A 17,115-nucleotide genomic window follows, 5' to 3' on the forward strand; every position below is an offset into this window, starting at 1 on the left:
GTCAGTTCGCCCGGGGGCCCGGCGCGTCGGCCGGGTCGCCGGCGGGGTCCAGCGTGGCGCCGCCGGCGGGATCCAGCAGCGGTCCGGGGGCCCCCTCGCCACGGCCGAGCGCGGCGACGAACTGCCGCAGCACGTCGTCGCCGGTGTGGAACGGCGCCCAGTCCAGCAGCTTGCGGGCCCGGCCGGTGTCCAGGGCCGGCACCTGCGTGCCCAGGTCGAGCCAGCCCGGCTCGGTGGGCACCACGTGCGCGGTGAAGGCGGCGTGCAGCCCGGCGCGGAGCACGCGCGCCGGCGTGGGCACCCGCACGGTGCCCAGGGCGCGGGCGAGTGCGTCGGCGTCCAGCAGCGGTTCGGCGGCGAGGTTGAACGGGCCCGGGGCACGGCGGTCGAGCATCCGCTCGATCCCGTCGGCGACGTCGTCGGCGTGCAGGAACGAGATCGCCAGCGCGGGCAGCGGCAGGGGCAGCAGCCGGGCGAGCGGACCCGGCAGCATGCGGGCCGCGCCGAACAGCAGCGGGCCGAGGAAGTAGCGGCCGATCTCGCTGCTCGCCTCGGGCTGCAGGATCAGCGTCGGGCGCACGACGGTCAGCGTGGTGTCGCGGTGCCGGCCGAACACCTCGCGGACCACCCGTTCGGCCTCGGACTTGTCGCGGCTGTACTGCGAGGCCGGGATGCCGGTGGTGGGCCAGTCCTCGGTCACCAGGGAACCGCGGGCGCCGGCGGCGTAGGCCCCGATCGAGCTCATGTGCACGAACTGGCCGACGCCGGCCGCCGCGGCGGCGCGGGCCACCCGCCGGGTGCCCTCGACGTTGACCTCGCGCAGCCGGTCGGGCTGCCGTCCGGGCTGCAGCGCCCACGCCAGGTGCACCACCGCGTCGGCGCCCGCGACGAACTCCGCGATCTCCGCTTCGCTCGCCGCCTCGCCGAGGTCGGCGTGATGCCAGCGCACGCCGTCGTAGGGCGGTACGGACGGCGCCGGCCGACGGGCCAGGCCGCGGACCTCGGCGGGCCCGGCCCCCGGTGCCGTGAGCCGGCGCAGCAGGGCCGTGCCCACGTTGCCGCTGGCTCCGGTGACGGCGACCGTGCGACCGGCCAGCTGGCCGGGGGAGAGGTTCGGCATGCCCTGCCGCTACCCGACCGTCCGCGCGCCAACCGGTACCCGTAGCCGCAGCGAGATAGCCGCGGCGAACACGAGGGCGGCGACGGCGACGGCGAACCCGGCCGTGTCGCTGGTCGCATCGGCCAGCCGGGCCACCGCGAGGCTGCCGACGATGCCGCCGGCCTGCAGCGCCAGGGAGGCGACGGAGACCGTCGTCGCGCGGTGCTGGGCTGTGACGCGGGTGTGCATGAGCTGCTGGCGCAGCGGCCAGCCGGCCGCGTTCACCAGGTAGAACAGCGCGTAGCTGACCGCCGTCACGGCGAGCACCGGGCTCAGGGCCGTGCCGGCGAGGACGACCGCTGCCAGCAGGGCCACCGCGGCGGTGGCGACGGCGGTCGATCCGCCGGCGGCGTGGCGGACCCGGCCGGCGAGGACCGAGCCGACGGAGGCCGCGGCGAAGGACGCCGCCATGACCACCCCGAACACCGCCGTCCCCTCGGTGACCCCGCCGGCGAGCTCGGCGAACCGCAACGGGCCGAGCAGCTCCAGCGTCGAGAACACCAGCCCGCTCACCGCCGACAGGATCAGCAGCCGGCGCAGGATCCCGTCGTCGCGGGTGAGCCGGGCGGTCTCCCGGATCAGCCGCGGCACGTCGCGGCAGCCGCGCAGGAGCGCCGCAGCGGCCGACGTCGACGCCGGAGCGGTGCGCAGCGGCGTCACCAGCGCCACGATCGCCGCGAGGTAGCCGACGTCGACGCCGGCGGCGAGCAGGAAGGGGATGGTGAGCACCGCGCTGCCCGCGCCCTCGGCGAGCAGCGGCACCAGGCCGCCGAGCACCGCGCCGAGGGCCAGGCCCAGGCCGCTGGCCGCGGCCGCCCGGCTCAGGCCGGGGGTGGTGTCGGCCGCGGGGTCCGCGGCGTGCGTCGCGTCGACGAACCAGGACTCCAGCGGGCCGGAGTCCAGTGCCCGGCCGGCGCCGATCAGCCCGTAGGCGAGGGCGAAGACGACGACGTCCTGGGCGGCGGCCATCGTGAGCAGCCCCGCCGCGCCGAGCACCGCGGAGAGCACGAGCACCGGCCGGTGTCCGATCGCGTCGGCGAGGCCTCCGGTGGGCAGCTCCAGGGAGACGGCGACGATGGAGTGCACCGCGACCGTCAGCCCGATCTCGGTCGTGCTCAGGCCCCGGGCCGACGCCAGCAGCACGATCACCGGCACGGTGATGCCGAGCGGCAGCCAGCGCAGGGCGGTCAGGGCCACGTAGCGGCGCTGCACGGCCGCGACGGTCAGTGCCGAGCTCACAGCGATCCTTCGCACATCAGGTGGCGAGCCGGCATGGTTCTCGACGGGGGACCGGACGCGGTCAGTCCCGCACGGCGGTCGTCGGCGCCGGCGCGTCCAGCGCCTCTCCCCGTCGCTCCGGCAGACCCCACGTGGCCAGCGCGGCGAGCACGAAGAAGGCGGCGAACGTGCCGAAGACCAGGCCGGTGCCGCCGGCATCGACCAGCAGCGGCACGCACAGCGGCGCGGCGATCGAGGCGAGTCGGCCGAATCCCGCGGCGGCGCCGGCGCCGGTCGCGCGCAGGGCGGTCGGGTAGATCTCCGGCGTCACCGCGTAGAGGGCGCCCCAGGCCCCGAGGTTGAAGAACGACAACACCATGCCCGTGGCGAGGACCGCCGTGTCCGCGTCGGCAGCGGCGAACATCCCGGCGCCGACCGCGGAGCCGACGAGGAAGGTCGCCAGCGTGGGGCGCCGGCCCCACTTCTCGATGAGGTAGGCCGCGACCGCGTACCCGGGCAGCTGGGCGAGGGTGATGAAGAGCGTGTACTGGAAGGACTTCACCAGCGAGAAGCCGTCGTTGAACAGCAGCGTCGGCAGCCAGATGAAGGCGCCGTAGTAGGCGAAGTTGATGCTGAACCAGACGATCCAGAGCGCCGCGGTGGGCGTGCGGTTTCCGGCCGCCCACAGCGCGCCCGGGCCCGGCGTCCTGGCCGGCGGCTCCGGCGGCGGCGAAGCGACGGGCTCGACGCGGGCAGCCCGCTCGAACCGGCGCACCGCGGCCTCGGCCTCGTCGGTGCGGCCGCGCAGCTCGAGGAAGCGCACCGACTCGGGCAGCCCGCGGCGGACGACGACGGCGTAGAGGGCGGGCACGGCGCCGATCGCCAGCGCCCATCGCCACCCGTCGTCGCTGCGGGGGACGACGAAGTAGCCGATCAGCGCGGCCAGCGTCCATCCCACCGCCCAGAACGCCTCGAGCATGACGACCACCCGGCCGCGCACCCGGGCGGGCGCGAACTCGCTGACCAGGGTGGAGGCCACCGGCAGCTCCGCCCCCAGGCCGAGGCCGATGATGAATCGGAACACCAGGAGTGCGCCGACCGACCAGGACAGGGCCGCCGCCCCCGTGGCGAGCCCGAACACCAGCAGGGTGACGGCGAAGACCTGGCGCCGGCCGAATCGGTCGGCCAGCAGCCCGCCGAGCGTCGCGCCCAGCGCCATGCCGACGAAGCCGATCGATCCGATCAAGGACAGCTCGGTGCCGGACAGCCCCCACTGGGCGGCCAGGGCCAGCATCACGAACGAGATCAGACCGACGTCCATGGCGTCCAGGGCCCAGCCCAGTCCCGAGCCCACGACCAGCCGGCCGTGCTCCCGGGTGAAGGGCAGCCGGTCGAGGCGCTCGGCTCGCGTCAGCGGCGACGTCGTCTGCGTCATGCGGTGCAGTCTCGCAATCGGTCGGTCAACCGCGGACGTGGGCGGTGACGAGCTCGGCAAGCCGGTCGGCGGCGAGCTCCGGGATCCAGTGGCTGACGTCGTCGAGGATCTCCAGGCGGTAGGGGGCCTCGACGAAGCGGGCGGTGTCCTCGGTGGCGGCCCGGCCGAGGGAGGCGTCGCCGGTGCTCCACACGTGCAGGGTCGGGACCCGCACCCGCCCCACCGGGTCGCGCCCGGTCCACGGCAGGGCCCGGTACCAGTTGATCGCCGCGGTGAGCGCGCCCGGCTCCCGCATCCGCCGGACGTACTGGTCCACGGCGTCGTCGGGCAGGCCGCCGTGCGCCAGCATCCGGCGCAGCGCCGCCCCGTTCCCGGCGAGCAGCAGTTGCTCGGGCAGCACCGGCAGCTGGAACAGCCCCATGTAGTAGGAGCGGAGCGCCTGGCCGCTCGTGACCATGGACCGGGCCATCGCGCCCGGGTGCGGGACGGAGAGCGCGGTGAGGGTACGCACGCGCTCGGGGTGCCAGGCGCCGAGCGCCCAGCCGACGATGCCACCCCAGTCGTGACCGACCACGTGTGCGTCGCGGAGCCCGGCGGCGTCCAGCAGCGCCAGGACGTCGTTCACCGTCTCCCGCAGCCGGTAGTGCGACCGGCCGTGCGGGCGGGCCATGGGGGAGTAGCCGCGCTGGTCGGGAGCGAGGGTGCGCAGGCCGTGCTGGTGCAGCGCGGGGGTCATCCGATCCCAGGCGGTGGAGTCCTGCGGAAAACCGTGCAGGAGGACGACGGGCTCGCCGTCGTCCGGTCCGGCGTCCCGGACGTCGAAGGTCAGGCCGTCCCGCCGAAAGGTGTCCACGACGCGACTGTGCCAAAGGAACCACGGGATGTCGTGACGAGCGGCGTCGCGACGAGCGGGGGGCCGGAGGCCTCCCCGAGGAGTGACGCGGACCCGCCCTGCGAGGCGGTGTGAGGAAGGGGAGCCGGAGGCTTCCCTGACGAGCGCCGGCAACGGCTCCAGTGCAGGAGCGGGAGGGCACCTGGCCGCGGTGTCGTCCGGAAGACGACGAAGTAATAGACAATCAAGGCATGGAGCTGATCGTGCTGGTCGACGACGACGGACGGGAGATCGGCACCCTGCCCAAGCCGCAGGTGCACCACGGGGAGACTCCCCTGCACCGGGCGTTCTCCGCCTACCTGTTCGACGCCGCGGGCCGGCTGCTGGTCACCCGGCGCGCGGACGGCAAGGCGACCTTCCCGGGGATGTGGACCAACACCGTCTGCGGGCACCCCGGCCCGGGCGAGGACGACGGTGCGGCCATCGCGCGGCGCGCGGACTTCGAGCTGGGGCTGCAGGTGACCGACGTCCGCCCCGCCCTGCCCGGCTACCGCTACCGCGCGGTGTTCCGCGGGGTCGTGGAGAACGAGATCTGCCCGGTGTACGTCGGGCGGTTCAACGGGACGCCGGCACCCGAGCCGACCGAGGTCGCGGAGTGGGAGCTGGTCGACTGGGCCGCGTTCCGCCATCGCCAGGAGACCGAGGGGGATGCCTGGTCGCCGTGGTGCCGCGAGCAGGCGCGGCTGATCGAGGACGCGGGCCTGCACCGGGCCTGACCGGCCAGGCCGGCGCCAGCTCCCCGGCCGGGCCCGACCCTGCGCACCGTCACGCTCGCCGACGTCTGGTTCACCGGCACGTAGCGGCCGCGCAGTGGGACAGCTCCGGCCGGCGGTGCACGCACCGGCCGTCGATGCGTGCCCGACCTGCGGCCCGGACGGTCTTCGGCGAGGCTGTCGGCGAGGAACACGAGCGACGACGGAGGAGCGGAATGGAAGAGTCGTTGAAGGGCCGGGTCGCACTCGTGACGGGCGGGGCCAGCGGCCTCGGGCGGGCCACCGCGCTCGCCCTGGCGGAGGCCGGCGCCCACGTGGCGATCGCCGACATCAACGCGTCAGGGAGCGACGAGACGCTCGCCCAGGTGTCCGCCGCCGGCGGCTCCGCAGAGGTCGTCGCCCTCGACGTGACCGACGACGAGAGCCGGCGGTCCGTCGTGGCCGACCTCTTCGACCGGCACGGTGACGCCTTCGACGTCCTGATCAACGTCGCCGGCATCGACCGGCCCGGCTACATCACCGACATCGACCTGGCCGACTACCGCCAGGTGCAGGCGGTGAACTGCGAGGGGCCCATCTTCCTCACCAGCGAGTTCATGAAGCGGGTGCAGCACCTGCCCGACGAGCGCACGGCCGACGTCGTGCACGTCGTCTCGCTCTCGGCCATCACCTCCGGCAGTGGCGCGATCGCCTACAACGGCTCGAAGGCGGGCTTCCTCAACGCCACGAAGTGCATCCAGCGGGAGCTGCGGGAGAAGGCCGTCACCCAGCCCGACGGCAGCGAGCGGCCCTTCCCCTGCCGGGTGCAGAGCGTCATCCCGGCCGCCATGGACACCCCGATGATGGAGCAGTGGGGCATCCCCGGGCACCTGATGATGCCGCCGTCGGCGGTGGCTGAGGCGATCCGCACCCTGCTCCTGCTGCACCCCGCCAGCTTCGTGCCGGAGATGCAGATCGTGCCGCGGCTCGAGCCGAACTTCCCCCGCTGACCCACCGTGAGGAACAGCCGCGTGAACGCCCCGGACGACCCCACCCCGGACACCGCGATGGCGTCGGGTTCCGACGCCGGTGAGCCCGGCGGCCACCTCGGCCCCGGTGACCTCACGCCCGAGGAGGAGCGCTTGCTGGCGGCCCTCGAGCGGGGCGCGAGGAGCGATCCCGCGGCCGGCCTGGGGGAGGACACCGTCGCCGCCGCGCGGGCGGCGGATGACGAGGGGCCCCCGCCCGCGCGGGGTGGTGCAGCCGACGACGGGCTGACCCCCCGGTTCACCGCTCCGGAGACGGACTGAGCGGGAGCCGGCTCAGCGGTCCTGCGGTCGCACGCGGACGGCGACGAGCACGACGTCGTCCTCCGCGCCGTCGGGCAGCAGCCGATCGGTGAGCCGGTCGCCCACCCGACCCGGTCGGGTCGACGAGGTTCTCCGAGGCCCCTCCTGATCGACGTCGGTCACACCGGCACCTCCCGGCCGCGGGCCACCGGCCGGCACCACTGCGCCAGCGCCCGGAACGTCTCGCGGGCGGCGGCGACGACGCGGTCGGCGTCGCCCCCGGCGCGGACGTGCTCGCGGGTGACCCGCCGGTAGGCGGCCCACATGGCACCGGTGTCCGCCCCGTAGGGCGAGAAGGCGCGGATCCGGACGTCGGCGAGACCCGGCAGCAGAGCGAGGTGGCGGTCGATGAAGGCGCCGCCGAGCGTGGAACCCTCCAGCACGTAGAGCCGGCCCAGCGCCTGGTCGGTGTCCGCGACGGCAGCAAGCAGCGGCACGTCGGCCGACGCCGGGACTCCCAGCGCGCGCAGGTCGGTGGCGAACAGCCCCGCCCGGCGTCGCCGCTCCCACGCCACGGTGCTGGCGTCGACCGGTCGTCGGGCCGCCCACTCGTCGAGGCCTCGTTCGGCCGCCACCCAGAACCCGTGCATCACCGTCAGCACCTGCGCCAGCCGCTGCCGGTCGAGCTGCGGATCCAGCAGGTCGAGCAGGTCCTCGACGGTCCGGTGCTCCTCGGCGGTCCGGGTGCGCAGCGCACGCAGGACGTCGTCGTGCCCGCTGCGGTCGTCGTGCTGCGCAGCCGTCTCTCCCGCAGCCATCGCGACGAGCGTAGGCGAGCCGTCGATCAGGAGCGCGGTGGCCGGGTCGCGTTCCGCAGCCGTGCGGCGCGCAGCCCGGCGTGCACCAGCAGGCGGGCGTCGCCGTCGGCGAGGTCCAGGCCGGTCAGCGCGGTGATGCGGCCCAGCCGGTAGTACAGGGTCTGCCGGTGGATGCACAGGGCCTCCGCCGTGCGTGCGGCGCTACCGGCGCAGTCGAGGAAGGTCTCCGCCGTCGCGGTGAGCACCGGGTCGGCCAGCAGCGGCTGCAGCGCGGGATCCGGGCCGGGGAGCTGCGCGGCCAGCCGCCACGCGCCCAGCTCCTCCCACAGCGCGACGGGGGAGAACCGCTCGACCGCCGCGGCGATCCGCGCGGCGGTGCGGGCCTCCTGCCACTGGTCGGCCAGTTCCGCGGCGCCCCGGCGCACCGCCGACACCCCGGCGCTGCTGCCGGCCGGAAGTGCCCGCAGCGATGCCGCGGTGAGTGCCCCGGCAGGACGGAGGTCGGCCGCCGCGGGCAGCGGCACGAGCACGGCGACCGCTCCGCCGGCGACGACGGCCGCCACCGCGCCGGCTGCCGGGAGCCGCCATCCCCGGGGCGCGGCGCCGCCGGCGGGGAAGAGCGCGACCAGTACCTGCGGGCCGTCGCCGGTCAGCCGCTCGGCCAGCCGGCGCTCGGCCGGGGGGCGTGCCCCCGGGCGGCCGTCGAGGACGTCGGCGAGCGCATCCCCGAGGTCGGCGGCCGGGCGCCCGGCCAGCATCCGGCCCGCGTCCGCGGCGAGGTCCTGGGCGCGCTCCAGCGCCGGGTCCCCGTGGGCGTCGGGGTCGATGCGGCCGTCGTCGAGCAGCCAGAGGTAGCCGCGGATCTCGCCGTCGTGGCGGACCGGCAGGACCAGCCGGGTGAGGATGCCGGCCGCCGGCTCCGCCGGCGTGCGCAGCGGCCGGGTCGCCGAGGCGATGCCGAAGTCCTCGAACCAGCGGCGGGTCCCCGGCGCCGAGCCCCGGGTGAGGATGGAGCGGGTACGGACGGCGTCGATCGGGTCGGCGCCGCTGTCGTCGTGGGCGCAGAAGGCCAGCAGCGTGAAGTCGGCGTCCTCCAGGGTGGCGGGCGCGGCCAGCACGCGGGACACCTCGTCGACCAGGTCCTGCAGGTCGTCCCGCATCCGGCCTCCCCTCCGCCGTCTCTCGTACAGCTGTATGAGAACAGACCGCGGAACACCCGACATCTGTCCCTGGCCCGGATGGGTGGCCGTGCCTAGCGTTGTGCCCAGGCGTCGTCCGTCCCCGGGAGGTCCCGTGCTCCTCTCCAAGGCCTTGCTGGCCGCCTCCCGCCGTCCGGCCCTGCGCCGGGTGGTCACCGGGACACCGGCCACCCGCCGGGTGGTCGACCGGTTCGTCGCGGGCGAGAGCCTGGCCGACGCGCTCTCCGCCGTCCGGGCGCTGGCCGCCGACGGCATCCGGGCGACCCTGGACCACCTCGGCGAGGACATCACCACCCGCGCCGAGGCCGAGCGCTCCCGCGACGCCTACCTGGCGGCCCTCGACGGGCTGGCCGGCCTGGGGCTCGGCGACGGAGCCGAGGTGTCGGTGAAGCTGTCTGCCTTCGGCCAGGCGCTGCCCGACGGCCACGAGATCGCCGTCGACCTGGTGCGGCCCGTGGTGGAGGCCGCCACCGCGATCGGCACGACGGTCACCCTCGACATGGAGGACTCCCGGACCATCGACTCGACCCTCGCCGCGGTCGCCGAGCTGCGCAAGGAGCACCCCGGCACCGGCGCGGTCCTGCAGGCGATGCTGCTGCGCACCGAGGACGACGCCAAGGCCCTCGCCGTCACCGGGTCGCGGGTGCGCCTGGTCAAGGGGGCCTACGACGAGGCACCGGCCGTCGCGCACCAGAAGAAGAAGGACGTCGACGCCGCCTACGCGCGGTGCCTCGAGATCCTCATGGCCGGCCCCGGGTACCCGATGGTGGGTTCCCACGACCCGGCGATGGTGGCGCTCGCGCACGAGCTCGCGGCCCAGCACTCCCGGGCCGCGGACTCGTGGGAGGTGCAGATGCTCTACGGCATCCGCCCCGACGAGCAGCGCCGCCTGGCCGCCGCCGGCACGCGAGTGCGGGCCTACGTCCCGTACGGCGTCGACTGGTACGCGTACTTCATGCGCAGGCTGGCCGAGCGCCCGGCCAACGTCGCCTTCTTCCTCCGCTCCCTGCGCACCACGTCCTGACAACCGAGTCCTGAGATCGAGGTCCCCATGGACGCCGTCACCCGAGTTCCCGCGCCCCGCAACGAGCCGGTCCTCACCTACGCCCCCGGCTCGGCCGAGCGCGCGGAGCTGCAGGCCCGGCTGACCGAGCTGGCCGCCGAGCCGATCGAGCTGACCGCCACGATCGGCGGGCGGCAGCGGATGGCGGCCGGCGAGCGGTTCGACGTCGTCCAGCCGCACCGGCACAGCGCCGTCCTCGGGACTTCCGGGCACGCCACCCACGCCGACGCGCAGGACGCCGTCCGCGCCGCGAAGGAGGCGGCCCCGATCTGGCAGGAGCTCTCCTTCGACGACCGCGCCGCGGTGTTCCTGAAGGCCGCCGACCTGCTGGCCGGCCCCTGGCGGCAGACGCTCAACGCCGCCACCATGCTCGGCCAGAGCAAGACCGCCCAGCAGGCGGAGATCGACAGCGCCTGCGAGCTGATCGACTTCTGGCGGTTCAACGTGCACTTCGCGCGGCAGATCCTCGCCGAGCAGCCGGAGTCCTCACCCGGCTTCTGGAACCGCACCGACCACCGGCCGCTCGAGGGTTTCGTATACGCGATCACCCCGTTCAACTTCACCGCGATCGCCGGCAACCTGCCCACCGCGCCGGCGCTCATGGGAAACACCGTCGTGTGGAAGCCCTCCCCGACCCAGCAGTTCGCCGCGCACTTCCTGATGCGGCTGCTGGAGACCGCGGGCCTGCCTCCGGGCGTGATCAACATGGTTCCCGGTGACGGGATCCCGGTCTCGGAGGTGGCGCTGGCCGACCGTGACCTGGCCGGCATCCACTTCACCGGGTCGACGCCGGTGTTCCAGCACCTGTGGCGCACGGTCGGGCAGAACATCGCCTCCTACCGCGGGTACCCGCGGATCGTCGGGGAGACCGGCGGCAAGGACTTCGTCGTCGCGCACGCCTCGGCCGACGTCGACGTGCTGCGCACCGCGCTGGTCCGGGGCGCGTTCGAGTACCAGGGCCAGAAGTGCTCCGCGGCCTCCCGGGCCTACGTGCCGCGGTCGGTGTGGAGCCGGCTGGAGGACGACCTGGTCGCCACCACCGAGTCGCTGCCGGTGGGCGACGTCACGGACTTCTCGAACTTCATGGGCGCGGTGATCGACCGGAAATCCTTCTCGAAGCTCTCCGGTGTGCTCGACCGGGTCGACGACGACCCGGCGCTGTCGATCGTCGCCGGCGGGACCGCCGACGACTCCGAGGGCTTCTTCGTGCGCCCGACCATCATCGAGGGCACCGACCCGGGGCACGAGGTCTTCACCACCGAGTACTTCGGTCCGGTGCTGGCGGTGCACGTGTACGACGACGCGGACTACGACGCGGTGCTCGCCCAGATGGAGTCGGCGGCGCCGTACGCCCTCACCGGCGCGGTCATCGCCCAGGACCGCGCCGCGATCGCGCACGCGCAGCAGTTACTCCGGCACGCCGCCGGCAACTTCTACGTCAACGACAAGCCGACCGGCGCCGTCGTCGGCCAGCAGCCGTTCGGCGGCGGGCGGGCCTCCGGCACCAACGACAAGGCCGGTGCCGCGCAGAACCTCCAGCGCTGGACCAGCACCCGGTCGATCAAGGAGACGTTCGCGCCCGCGACCGACCACCGCTACCCGCACATGGACTGACCGCGATCCCCTGTCATCGATCAGGTGACCTGATCACCATCCGGGACCGCCGGCCAGTGGACCTGTCCGTCGGCGGCGAGCACCGCGCCGGCCGCCGGCGCATGCGGGGTCAGCCGGCCGTCGGGCATCAGGTGGGTGACCGGCACCCGCCGGCTGAGGACGGCGACGTCGGCGACCAGCCGCCGGTGGCAGCGCCACCAGACGCTCTCGCTGCACATCACCGCGACGGTCGCCCCGGCCGTGTCGGCCAGCACCTCGTCCAGGGCGGCCGCGAACTCCGCGGTGCGGGTGTGGGCGGCGTAGGCGGCGAACTGGGCGACGGTCCACCAGTCGTCGGCCACCGGCTCTCCGGTCGGCAGTCGGCGGCGTCCGCCGAGCTGCTCCGCCCAGCGGTAGCCGATGCCGGTCGCCGGCAGCCACTCCTCGAGTGCCTCGCGCCGGACGTCGGGGTTGTTCCGGCTGCCGGGGAAGCGGCGGACGTCGACGAGCAGCTCCACGTCGGCCCCGGAGAGACGGGCGCCGAGGCGTTCCCGGTCATCGGGCCCGTGGCCCACGGTGAGCAGCGGCACGCCCTCTGCCTACCCGAGCGCGGCCGGTCATGCGCCGGGAGTCATGCTCGACGGGCGGGAACGACGATCGGTGGGGTGGCGTGAGCGGGGCAACGGTGGAGGTGCAGGCCCCTCTGTGGCGGTCCCGCGGGGTGCAGGCGCTGGTGGGCGTGACGGCGCTCGGGTTCGCCAGCTACTTCCTCACGCTGGCCTCCCTGCCCACGTACGCGGTGGCCGGTGGGGCGTCGGCGGCCACCGCCGGCGTGGTCACCGCGGTCTTCCTGGTGATCACCATCGTCGTGCAGACCGTGGTCCCGGCCCTGACCGCCCGGTTCGGCGTCGGGCCGGTGTTCGCTGCGGGGCTGCTCGCGCTCGGGGTGCCCGCGCCGCTGTACGTGCTCGACGACGGGGTCGGCTGGATCTCGGCGCTGTCGGCCGTGCGGGGCGCCGGGTTCGCGGTGATCACCGTGCTCGGAGCCACCCTCGCCGCCCGGGTCGCCCCGCCGGAGCGGCGCGGCGAGTCCATCGGCCTCTACGGCCTGGCGATCGCACTGCCCAACATGGCGGCGATCCCGGCCGGGGTCGCGCTGGTGCTCGACGGGCACGTCGGCTGGCTGGCGTGGCTGTCGGCGTCACCGGTGCTGGGCCTGGTCTTCCTCCCGATGCTGCTGCGGTCGGTGACCACCCGTGAGGAGCGCGGCGCGAAGGGGGACGCGCGGGCGGCGGTCCGCGCCGCGCTGGCGCCGTCGCTGGTGCTGTTCGTGGTGACGACGGCCGGCGGCGGGCTGGTCACCTTCCTGCCGATCGACCGGCCCGACGGCCGGCTGGCCACCGTGGCCCTCCTGCTGTGGGGACTGTTCGGAGCGCTCACCCGGTGGCGGGCCGGCGTGCTGGCCGACCGGCTGGGCACCGGGCTGCTGCTGCCCCTTGCGGTGCTGGTCGGCGCGGCCGGCCTGACGGTCACCGCCGTGGGCCTGTGGAACGCCTCGGCCTGGGTGCTGGTCGGTGCGGCGCTCTTCGGTGCCGGGTTCGGAGCGGTGCAGAACCTCACCCTGCTGCGGGCCTTCACCCGCGCCGGCGAGCAGGGGACGACGGCGGCGAGCGCCCTGTGGAACGCCTCGTTCGACGCCGGGACCGCCTGCGGGGCGCTGCTGCTGGGCTTCGTCTTCGGCGCCGTGGGGTTGTCGTGGACGTTCGTGTTCAGCGCCGTCGCGCTGGCCGTCGTCCTCCCGCTGGCGCGAGTCGCCGCGCGCCCCGCGCCCGCCCGCCCCTGACGCGGGCGGCTCAGACCGGCCGGGCGGCGGCGTGCAGCGAGCGGATGAAGAGGATCTCCTCGCCCGACCGCCGCAACCAGGTGCGCAGCCCGTCGGGATCGAAGCGGTTCGCGTCCCGCAGCTGACCCAGCTGCAGCTGGCGGGTGCTGGCCTGCGCCCGCTGGGCGGTGGGCAGCGCCCGGCCCTCGGTGCGGGCGATCGCGGTCAGCCCCGCGCCCACGAACACCAGGTCGCGGATCTCGGTCAGGCCGGTGAGCAGCTGCTCGGCGGCGTCGTCGTCGGCCGCGGTCAGGGCGGCGAGCAGTTCGTCGGCGCGGCGGCGGCCCTCGGCGGCCGGGTCGGGAGAGGTCACGCCACTACTCTCCCTGCTGGACCCGGGGTGGTCACGCGAGGGGAGGCCCCAGTACCTCCATCCCGTGCTGCCTCGCCGCCCCGACGAGGGCGGTCATGTCCGGGGGGTTCTCCGGCGGAGGAGGCAGGGTCGGTTCCTCGGCGGGCCGGCCGGTGGCCCGCGCGAACAGGTCGAACCGGCCCGGGACGGCCAGGGCCAGCACGCGGGCGGTGGGGGAGTCGACCCGGAAGGTGTGCGGCAGCCCCCGCGGCGCCCAGACGAAGCTGCCCGGTGTGGCGGCCCAGGCCCGGTCCCCGACCTGGAAGGTGATCTCTCCGTCGAGGACGAACCAGGCCTCGTCCTCCTGGTGGTGGACGTGCAGCGGCGGCGAGGAGCGGCGCGGGAGCAGCTGCTCCCAGACGGCGAGCCGCCCGCCGGTGTCCTCGGTCAGGGCCTTGAACGTCATCAGGGTGTCGACGTGCCAGATCGCCGTCCCCTCGCCAGGGGCGGTCAGGACCGGAGCCGGCTCAGCGGATGTGGTGTGCGTAGGTGCGGTCATGGCAGCGAGCGTGCGATCGACCCGATGACCTGCGACATCCCTGAAGCGGGGGGGTTTCCCGCGACGCCCGGCGGTCCTACCGTTTCGGCATGGCACCGATGGCCACGGTGCGCGACCGGATCGAGCGGCTCTGCCGGTCGGCGACCGACCCGCTCGCGCTGTACCGGGACGTCGTCCCGGTACTCGGCCGCGCGGTTCCGTCCGACCTCTGGTGCGGCCTGCTCCTCGACCCGGCCACGGTGATGAACACCGGCGGGTACCACGACGAGGGCCTGCCGCTGGAGGTGCTCCCTCGCCTGCTCGAGCTGGAGGTCGGCGGCGACGACGTCAACCAGTTGCCCGCCCTGGTGCGGGACCGGTCGGGCGTCGCCACCATCCACCGCCGTACGCGGGGACGCCCGGAGCTCAGCGCCCGCTACCGCGACGTGATGCTGCCGGTCGGGATGGGACCGGAGCTGCGCGCGGTGCTGCGGAACCGGGGTCGGCCCTGGGGGGCGGTGGTGTTCTTCCGGGAGACCGGGGCACCCGACTTCACGGATGCGGAGCTGCAGCTCGTCGCCGCGATCGCCCCCGACATCGCCGCGGCCGTGCGCCGCACCCTCCTGGTCACCGAGATCACCCACCGGGACGTCGAGGAAGGTCCCGGGATGGCCGTGCTGCGGGTCGACGGCGTGCGGATCGACGTCGAGCTGGCCAGCCGGGCCGCGCGGCTGCTGATGGACGAGATGCCCGACTCCCGCATCGGTGGGGTGCCGGTCGGCGTGGTCATGCTCGTGTCGCGGCTGATCGCGGCTGATCGCGGCGGGGGGACGGCGCCAGTCAGGGCGGGTGCGACTGCGGACCGGCCGGTGGATGAGCGTGCAGCTCGACGTCCTGGAGCCGGCCGGCCGGGAGGGGCCCGAGCGGCTGTCGCTGGTGATCGAGCCGGTCGCGCCCTACGAGCTGGCCGAGGTGATCGCCGAGGCCTACGGGCTCACCGCCCGGGAGCGGGAGGTGGCGCGGCTGGTCGTGGCGGGGAACAGCAACCCCGAAGTGGCCGCGGCGCTGTCGATCTCGCTGACCACCGTGCAGGACCACCTGAAGAAGGTCTTCGCCAACCTGGGGGTCGGCAGCCGGCACGAGCTCACCGCCCGGATGTTCTTCGACCAGTACCTGCCGCGTCAGCTGTCGCAGGCCCCGATCGGCGGGAACGGGTGGTACCTGCCGTCACACCTGCCCCGTTGAACCGCGGTCCAGCGGGGCAGGTGCGCACGTGCAGGGCGGGGGGGCGTCACGCGTCGCGGCGTCGCAGCACCAGGTAGCCGGCCAGCAGCACTGCCGCCACCTCGGCGCAGAACACCGCGAAACCGGTCCAGGGCTCGAGCAGGTTCGCGCGATGGTCATCCCCCAGGTGATGAACGAGCCGGCCGCCTCGCCGGCGAGGTCGTCCGCGCTGACCGCGCAGACCAGCACGGTGAGCCCGGCGCCGAGCACCACCAGCGCGACGATCGACCAGACCGTGGAGCGCACCGACCAGGACTTGATCCACTCCGCCCGCAAGGTCTGTGCGAATCCCGGCCGGCGCACTCCCGGCACGTTCCGGTGGGGGTCGAGGGCGACGGTGTCGATCATCGGGGCGCTCCGGCAGGGGTCTGCTCCCGCGCGGAGTACTCCACGCTGGCGAGATGCGGTCGACGGCGGTCCGGTCGCCGTACCTCTTGGTGAGCCCCTGCGCCTCGATCATCGCGGCTCCGGGGAGCGGTCGGGAAGTCATGGCCGAAGCCTGTCCGGCGGACGACGCCCCGACCATCGGGGAGCGACCTGATCGCACCCTGAAAGATCCCCCAGCAGGTCAGGCGGTGCGCGGCAGGGGAGCGCCGGGCCGCAGCTCGCGGCGCAGCGCCCGGGCGGCGGCCTGCCCGGCGCGGTTCGCGCCGATGGTGCTGGCCGAGGGGCCGTAGCCGACCAGGTGCAGCCGGGGCTCGCCGGCGACCTGGGTGCCCTCCATGCGGAAGCTCCGCCCCGCGTCGCGGAGCCGGAGCGGCGCGAGGTGGCCGACCGCCGCGCGGAAGCCGGTGGCCCACAGGATCGCGCCGGCCGCCACGGAGCCTCCCTCCGTTCCGTCGGCGGCGTCCCAGGCCACGCCGTCGGGGATGATCCGGTCGAACATCGGCTGCCGCTCGAGGATGCCGCGCTCCAGCCCCTCGCGCACGTAGGGGGTGCTGAGCGCCAGCCCGGTGACGCCGACGACGCTGCCGGGGCGCCGCCCTTCCCGGACTGCTTCCTCCACCATCGCCACCGCCCGGCGGCCGGCGTCGTCGTCGAAGGGACCGTCCCGCCACACCGGTGGGCGGCGGGTCACCCACGTCGTCGAGGTGACCCGGGAGATCTCGGCCAGCAGCTGGGTGGCCGAGGCGCCACCGCCCACGACGACGACGTGCTGCCCCCGGAAGTCCTCGGCCGAGCGGTAGTCGACCGTGTGCAGCTGGCGGCCGCGGAACAGTTCCTGGCCGGGGTAGCGCGGGACGAACGGGCGGGTCCAGGTGCCCGTCGCATTGACGACGGCGCGCGGGATCCAGGTGCCGCGGTCGGTCTCCACCCGGAAGCGGTCGTCGGCGCCGCGCCGTACGGCGGTGACCCGCACGGGCCGCACGACCGGCACGGCGAAGCGCTGCTCGTACTCGGCGAAGTACGCGGGGACGGACTCCACCGCCGGAGCGCCGTCGTCATCGGGGGTGAACGGCAGCCCGGGGAGGTGGTGGACCCGGTGGGTCGTGCCGAGGGTGAGCGAGGGCCAGCGGTGCCGCCAGGCGCCGCCCGGCGCGTCCTCCCCGTCGAGGACCAGGAAACCGGTGCCCGGTGCGAAGCCCTGTCGGGCCAGTGCCCACGCCGTGGACAGCCCGGCCTGCCCGGCACCGATCACGACGACGTCGACGTCGCGGGGTCCGGGCGTGCTGGTCACACGGGCAGCAACCGGTGGGCGGCCCGCCACCTTCCCGCGCGGAGCTGCTGGTCACCGGAGGGAGCGGCCACCTCAGCACGGCG

20 protein-coding genes are annotated in these 17,115 nt (G+C 74.9%); 7 read left to right on the top strand and 13 right to left on the bottom strand.

Annotated features, from left to right (window positions below; all coding sequences use genetic code 11):
• Window position 1: 1 nt before the first annotated feature.
• From QOZ86_RS17345 to QOZ86_RS17360, 4 genes are all read right to left on the bottom strand, one after another.
• Entirely contained in the window at window positions 2–1,120 is a 1,119-nt protein-coding gene (locus QOZ86_RS17345) for an NAD-dependent epimerase/dehydratase family protein (RefSeq protein WP_284493224.1), read from the bottom strand.
• A gap of 9 nt (window positions 1,121–1,129) precedes the next feature.
• On the bottom strand, window positions 1,130–2,398 hold the full coding sequence (locus tag QOZ86_RS17350) for an MFS transporter (RefSeq protein ID WP_284493225.1): 1,269 nt from the start codon (window positions 2,396–2,398) through the stop codon (window positions 1,130–1,132).
• A 61-nt stretch (window positions 2,399–2,459) separates the two neighbouring features.
• On the bottom strand, window positions 2,460–3,812 hold the full coding sequence (locus QOZ86_RS17355) for an MFS transporter (protein ID WP_284493226.1): 1,353 nt from the start codon (window positions 3,810–3,812) through the stop codon (window positions 2,460–2,462).
• A 25-nt stretch (window positions 3,813–3,837) separates the two neighbouring features.
• Window positions 3,838–4,665: an alpha/beta fold hydrolase gene (locus tag QOZ86_RS17360; RefSeq protein ID WP_284493227.1), complete on the bottom strand. Its 828-nt coding sequence runs from the start codon at window positions 4,663–4,665 to the stop codon at window positions 3,838–3,840.
• A 230-nt stretch (window positions 4,666–4,895) separates the two neighbouring features.
• On the opposite strand from QOZ86_RS17360, the gene idi reads away from it, so the two are divergent.
• The 3 genes from idi to QOZ86_RS17375 all read left to right on the top strand — a co-directional run bounded on the left by idi (window position 4,896) and on the right by QOZ86_RS17375 (window position 6,706).
• Entirely contained in the window at window positions 4,896–5,420 is a 525-nt protein-coding gene (gene idi, locus QOZ86_RS17365; RefSeq protein WP_284493228.1) for an isopentenyl-diphosphate Delta-isomerase, read from the top strand.
• A 212-nt stretch (window positions 5,421–5,632) separates the two neighbouring features.
• Window positions 5,633–6,406 (top strand): SDR family NAD(P)-dependent oxidoreductase, encoded by a 774-nt coding sequence (locus QOZ86_RS17370; RefSeq protein WP_284493229.1) that lies wholly within the window; start codon window positions 5,633–5,635, stop codon window positions 6,404–6,406.
• A 21-nt stretch (window positions 6,407–6,427) separates the two neighbouring features.
• Entirely contained in the window at window positions 6,428–6,706 is a 279-nt protein-coding gene (locus QOZ86_RS17375) for a hypothetical protein (protein WP_284493230.1), read from the top strand.
• Window positions 6,707–6,718: 12 nt separating this feature from the next.
• Here the strand turns inward: QOZ86_RS17375 and QOZ86_RS17380 are convergent, their stop codons facing one another.
• From QOZ86_RS17380 to QOZ86_RS17390, 3 genes are read right to left on the bottom strand one after another with little or no spacing between them, the layout of a single operon-like run.
• On the bottom strand, window positions 6,719–6,868 hold the full coding sequence (locus QOZ86_RS17380; protein WP_284493231.1) for a hypothetical protein: 150 nt from the start codon (window positions 6,866–6,868) through the stop codon (window positions 6,719–6,721).
• The gene (locus QOZ86_RS17385; RefSeq protein ID WP_284493232.1) at window positions 6,865–7,503 is read right to left on the bottom strand and encodes a biliverdin-producing heme oxygenase; all 639 of its coding nucleotides are present in this window, start codon (window positions 7,501–7,503) and stop codon (window positions 6,865–6,867) included. Before QOZ86_RS17385 ends, QOZ86_RS17380 begins: the two co-directional genes overlap by 4 nt.
• Window positions 7,504–7,529: 26 nt before the next feature.
• Window positions 7,530–8,663 carry a PucR family transcriptional regulator gene (locus QOZ86_RS17390; protein ID WP_284493233.1) on the bottom strand — a complete coding sequence of 378 codons (1,134 nt, stop codon included), beginning with the start codon at window positions 8,661–8,663 and terminating at the stop codon, window positions 7,530–7,532.
• 133 nt (window positions 8,664–8,796) lie between these two features.
• Here QOZ86_RS17390 and QOZ86_RS17395 point away from each other — a divergent pair, with 133 nt between their 5' ends.
• Both QOZ86_RS17395 and pruA read left to right on the top strand, forming a co-directional pair.
• Window positions 8,797–9,726, top strand: coding sequence for a proline dehydrogenase family protein (locus QOZ86_RS17395; protein ID WP_284493234.1), 930 nt, complete (start codon window positions 8,797–8,799; stop codon window positions 9,724–9,726).
• 27 nt (window positions 9,727–9,753) lie between these two features.
• Window positions 9,754–11,379, top strand: a complete 1,626-nt coding sequence (gene pruA, locus QOZ86_RS17400) for an L-glutamate gamma-semialdehyde dehydrogenase (protein ID WP_284493235.1) — start codon at window positions 9,754–9,756, stop codon at window positions 11,377–11,379.
• A 20-nt stretch (window positions 11,380–11,399) separates the two neighbouring features.
• Here the strand turns inward: pruA and QOZ86_RS17405 are convergent, their stop codons facing one another.
• Window positions 11,400–11,948, bottom strand: coding sequence for a DUF488 domain-containing protein (locus QOZ86_RS17405; protein WP_284493236.1), 549 nt, complete (start codon window positions 11,946–11,948; stop codon window positions 11,400–11,402).
• Window positions 11,949–12,028: 80 nt separating this feature from the next.
• On the opposite strand from QOZ86_RS17405, the gene QOZ86_RS17410 reads away from it, so the two are divergent.
• Window positions 12,029–13,201: an MFS transporter gene (locus QOZ86_RS17410; RefSeq protein ID WP_284493237.1), complete on the top strand. Its 1,173-nt coding sequence runs from the start codon at window positions 12,029–12,031 to the stop codon at window positions 13,199–13,201.
• A gap of 10 nt (window positions 13,202–13,211) precedes the next feature.
• Here QOZ86_RS17410 and QOZ86_RS17415 read toward each other — a convergent pair whose 3' ends face one another.
• From QOZ86_RS17415 to QOZ86_RS17425, 3 genes are all read right to left on the bottom strand, one after another.
• Complete coding sequence (locus QOZ86_RS17415; RefSeq protein WP_284493238.1) at window positions 13,212–13,553, bottom strand: hypothetical protein; 342 nt, start codon at window positions 13,551–13,553, stop codon at window positions 13,212–13,214.
• Between the two features lie 31 nt (window positions 13,554–13,584).
• Window positions 13,585–14,091 (bottom strand): cupin domain-containing protein, encoded by a 507-nt coding sequence (locus QOZ86_RS17420; RefSeq protein WP_284493239.1) that lies wholly within the window; start codon window positions 14,089–14,091, stop codon window positions 13,585–13,587.
• A 415-nt stretch (window positions 14,092–14,506) separates the two neighbouring features.
• Window positions 14,507–14,860, bottom strand: coding sequence for a hypothetical protein (locus QOZ86_RS17425; protein ID WP_284493240.1), 354 nt, complete (start codon window positions 14,858–14,860; stop codon window positions 14,507–14,509).
• Between the two features lie 83 nt (window positions 14,861–14,943).
• Here QOZ86_RS17425 and QOZ86_RS17430 point away from each other — a divergent pair, with 83 nt between their 5' ends.
• Window positions 14,944–15,315 (top strand): helix-turn-helix domain-containing protein, encoded by a 372-nt coding sequence (locus QOZ86_RS17430; protein ID WP_284493241.1) that lies wholly within the window; start codon window positions 14,944–14,946, stop codon window positions 15,313–15,315.
• Here the strand turns inward: QOZ86_RS17430 and QOZ86_RS17435 are convergent.
• The gene (locus QOZ86_RS17435; RefSeq protein ID WP_284493242.1) at window positions 15,298–15,702 is read right to left on the bottom strand and encodes a hypothetical protein; all 405 of its coding nucleotides are present in this window, start codon (window positions 15,700–15,702) and stop codon (window positions 15,298–15,300) included. The two genes, QOZ86_RS17430 and QOZ86_RS17435, sit on opposite strands and share 18 nt — an antisense overlap.
• A gap of 220 nt (window positions 15,703–15,922) precedes the next feature.
• Window positions 15,923–17,032, bottom strand: coding sequence for an NAD(P)-binding domain-containing protein (locus QOZ86_RS17440; protein WP_284493243.1), 1,110 nt, complete (start codon window positions 17,030–17,032; stop codon window positions 15,923–15,925).
• Between the last annotated feature and the right edge of the window lie 83 nt (window positions 17,033–17,115).

This window comes from Blastococcus capsensis (genome assembly GCF_030165005.1).
GTDB classification, from domain to species: domain Bacteria; phylum Actinomycetota; class Actinomycetes; order Mycobacteriales; family Geodermatophilaceae; genus Blastococcus; species Blastococcus capsensis.

Excerpts from the sequence above, each read along its gene's own strand:
- QOZ86_RS17345 (WP_284493224.1), bottom strand. The coding sequence starts at position 1,120 with ATGCCGAACCTCTCCCCCGGCCAGCTGGCCGGTCGCACGGTCGCCGTC.
- QOZ86_RS17355 (WP_284493226.1), bottom strand. The coding sequence starts at position 3,812 with ATGACGCAGACGACGTCGCCGCTGACGCGAGCCGAGCGCCTCGACCGG.
- idi (WP_284493228.1), top strand. The coding sequence starts at position 4,896 with ATGGAGCTGATCGTGCTGGTCGACGACGACGGACGGGAGATCGGCACC.
- QOZ86_RS17370 (WP_284493229.1), top strand. The coding sequence starts at position 5,633 with ATGGAAGAGTCGTTGAAGGGCCGGGTCGCACTCGTGACGGGCGGGGCC.
- QOZ86_RS17385 (WP_284493232.1), bottom strand. The coding sequence starts at position 7,503 with ATGGCTGCGGGAGAGACGGCTGCGCAGCACGACGACCGCAGCGGGCAC.
- QOZ86_RS17390 (WP_284493233.1), bottom strand. The coding sequence starts at position 8,663 with ATGCGGGACGACCTGCAGGACCTGGTCGACGAGGTGTCCCGCGTGCTG.
- pruA (WP_284493235.1), top strand. The coding sequence starts at position 9,754 with ATGGACGCCGTCACCCGAGTTCCCGCGCCCCGCAACGAGCCGGTCCTC.
- QOZ86_RS17420 (WP_284493239.1), bottom strand. The coding sequence starts at position 14,091 with ATGACCGCACCTACGCACACCACATCCGCTGAGCCGGCTCCGGTCCTG.
- QOZ86_RS17425 (WP_284493240.1), bottom strand. The coding sequence starts at position 14,860 with ATGACCACGCCGACCGGCACCCCACCGATGCGGGAGTCGGGCATCTCG.
- QOZ86_RS17430 (WP_284493241.1), top strand. The coding sequence starts at position 14,944 with ATGAGCGTGCAGCTCGACGTCCTGGAGCCGGCCGGCCGGGAGGGGCCC.
- QOZ86_RS17435 (WP_284493242.1), bottom strand. The coding sequence starts at position 15,702 with ATGATCGACACCGTCGCCCTCGACCCCCACCGGAACGTGCCGGGAGTG.